We start from the raw sequence: 2,084 nt of genomic DNA, 5'->3' as shown, positions 1-2,084 counted from the left end.
GTGGTGGAGGAGTGGAAGTGGAAAAAGGCCACGAATCCCGGCGTCCCGGTGTGGTCTGACCACGGCATCATCTGCACCGGCGAGACCTACAAGAGCGTTGTGAAGCTCACGTTCTTCAAGGGAGCCTCGGTGGAGGACCCTTCGGGGCTGTTCAACTCAAGCCTCGACGGCAACACCCGGCGCGCCATCGACTTCCACGAGCACGACGAAGTCGATGAGCCGGCGTTTGTGGCCCTCATCCGGGCCGCCGTGAGCGTGAACCGGGGCTGAACTCAGCCCGCCCCTCCTGGGTCGATCGTGGTCGCGGCCAGCAGCGCCTGAATCGCGGCGGCGATCCGTTCGGCCACGACCGACGGAGTGGAGGCGTCGAGTTTCCCGTCCAGGTACAAGAAGGCGAGCCCGTGGACGAGGGCCCAGACCGCGGTCGCGAGCGCGTCGGGGTCGGCGTGCGGGAAGGTTCGCTCGACGATCGCGCGGACGTACTGGGCCAGCGCCGCGGTGGCCGCGACGCGTTCGTCGTTGTCGCGGTCGCAGGGTTCCGCGAACATGATCCGGAACAGGGCGGGTCGCTGCAGCGCGAACTGCACGTAGGCGATCGCGACGCCGACGAGCTGCTCGGGGGTCGACGGCGACGGGTGCGCCGCCACCAGCCGTTCGGCCAGCTCGCGGTAGCCGACGGCCGCGACCGCTGAGACCAGCGCTTCGCGGTCGGCGTAGTGCCGGTAGGGGGCGGCCGGCGACACGCCGGCGCGGCGCGCGACGGCGCGCAGCGAGAGTTCGGTCTCGCCGCTTTCCTGCAGCAGCTCGATCGCCGCGCGAACGAGCGCAGCGGGCAGATCTCCGTGGTGGTAGGTCGGCTTGGGTGACATCGATCACGTAGATGTTGACGGCGTTCACTTCATGTTGGTAATGTGAGCACCGTAAACATTCTATCGCGTTTGAGGCGGGAGCTTTTCAATGTCGACCAGGCTGTTCTCCGAGTTGGTACTGCGATCCGGCGGCACGCTGGAAAACCGGATCGCGAAGGCGGCGATGGAGGAAGGGATGGCGGGCAGCTCGCAGCTTCCGGATGAGCGGCTGGTGTCGCTGTACCGCCGGTGGGGTGCCGGTGGCGCGGGACTTCTGATCACCGGGAACGTGATGGTGCATGCCGAGGCACTGACGGGCCCCGGCGGGGTCGTGCTCGACGAACGGGCGCCGCTGGAGCCGTTCACGCGCTGGGCGCAGGCCGCCAAGGCCGGCGGCGCCGCGGTGTGGATGCAGATCAGCCACCCCGGCCGGCAGGTGCAGGCGGCGATGCCGGGGGTGGTCTGGGCGCCATCGGCGGTCGCGGTCGAGCTCGGGCGTCACAGCAAGCGGTTCGGCCGGCCCGTCGCGATGACCGAGTCCCAGATCCACGCGACCGTCGAGCGGTTCGCGACGAGCGCCGGCCTGGCCGAGCGCGCCGGGTTCGACGGCGTCGAGGTGCACGCCGCGCACGGCTATCTCCTCTCGCAGTTCCTCTCGCCGCTGGTGAACAAGCGCAGCGACGGGTGGGGCGGACCGCTGGAGAACCGGGCGCGGCTGCTGCTCGGTGTCGTCCGCGCCGTCCGCAGGGTCGTGTCCCCGTCGTTCGCGGTTGCCGTCAAGCTGAACTCGGCGGACTTTCAACGCGGCGGATTTGGGGCCGATGACGCGGCCAGGGTGATCGCCATGCTCGAGCCGCTCGGGGTCGACCTCGTCGAGCTCTCCGGCGGCAGCTACGAGAGCCCCGCGATGGCCGGCCGCCCGACGGACACGCGCACGACGGCACGCGAGGCGTACTTCCTGGAGCTCGCCGCCGAGCTCGCCAAGACCAGCCCGCTTCCGCTGATGCTGACGGGCGGGATCACCCGCCGCGAGACGGCTGAGCAGGTGTTGGCCAGCGGGGTTGAGCTGGTCGGCATGGCCACCGCGATCGCGGTCACGCCCGACCTCCCCGATCGCTGGCGCAGCGGCCTGGAGTCGACCGAGCGGCTGAAGCCGGTCACATGGTCGGACAAGACGCTCGCGTCGGCCGCGAGCATGGCGCTTGTCCGCCACCAGATGCGCCGCATCACGCGCGG

Annotated in this window: 3 protein-coding genes; 2 read left to right on the top strand and 1 reads right to left on the bottom strand. The window is 70.1% G+C overall.

Annotated elements, in window-relative coordinates:
- Nucleotides 1-270: DUF1801 domain-containing protein (locus VG296_RS30690; RefSeq protein ID WP_325572000.1), on the top strand; the 270-nt coding region annotated here is incomplete at its 5' end.
- 2 nt (nt 271-272) lie between these two features.
- Here the strand turns inward: VG296_RS30690 and VG296_RS30685 are convergent.
- Nucleotides 273-869 (bottom strand): TetR/AcrR family transcriptional regulator, encoded by a 597-nt coding sequence (locus tag VG296_RS30685; protein WP_325571999.1) that lies wholly within the window; start codon nt 867-869, stop codon nt 273-275.
- An 88-nt stretch (nt 870-957) separates the two neighbouring features.
- Here VG296_RS30685 and VG296_RS30680 point away from each other — a divergent pair.
- Nucleotides 958-2,084 (top strand): NADH:flavin oxidoreductase/NADH oxidase family protein (locus VG296_RS30680; RefSeq protein WP_325571998.1); only part of this gene is annotated, 1,127 nt, incomplete at its 3' end.

Source organism: Actinospica sp., from assembly GCF_035552695.1.
Lineage (GTDB): Bacteria > Actinomycetota > Actinomycetes > Streptomycetales > Catenulisporaceae > Actinospica.
This window is presented reverse-complemented; position numbering and strand designations above follow the sequence as displayed.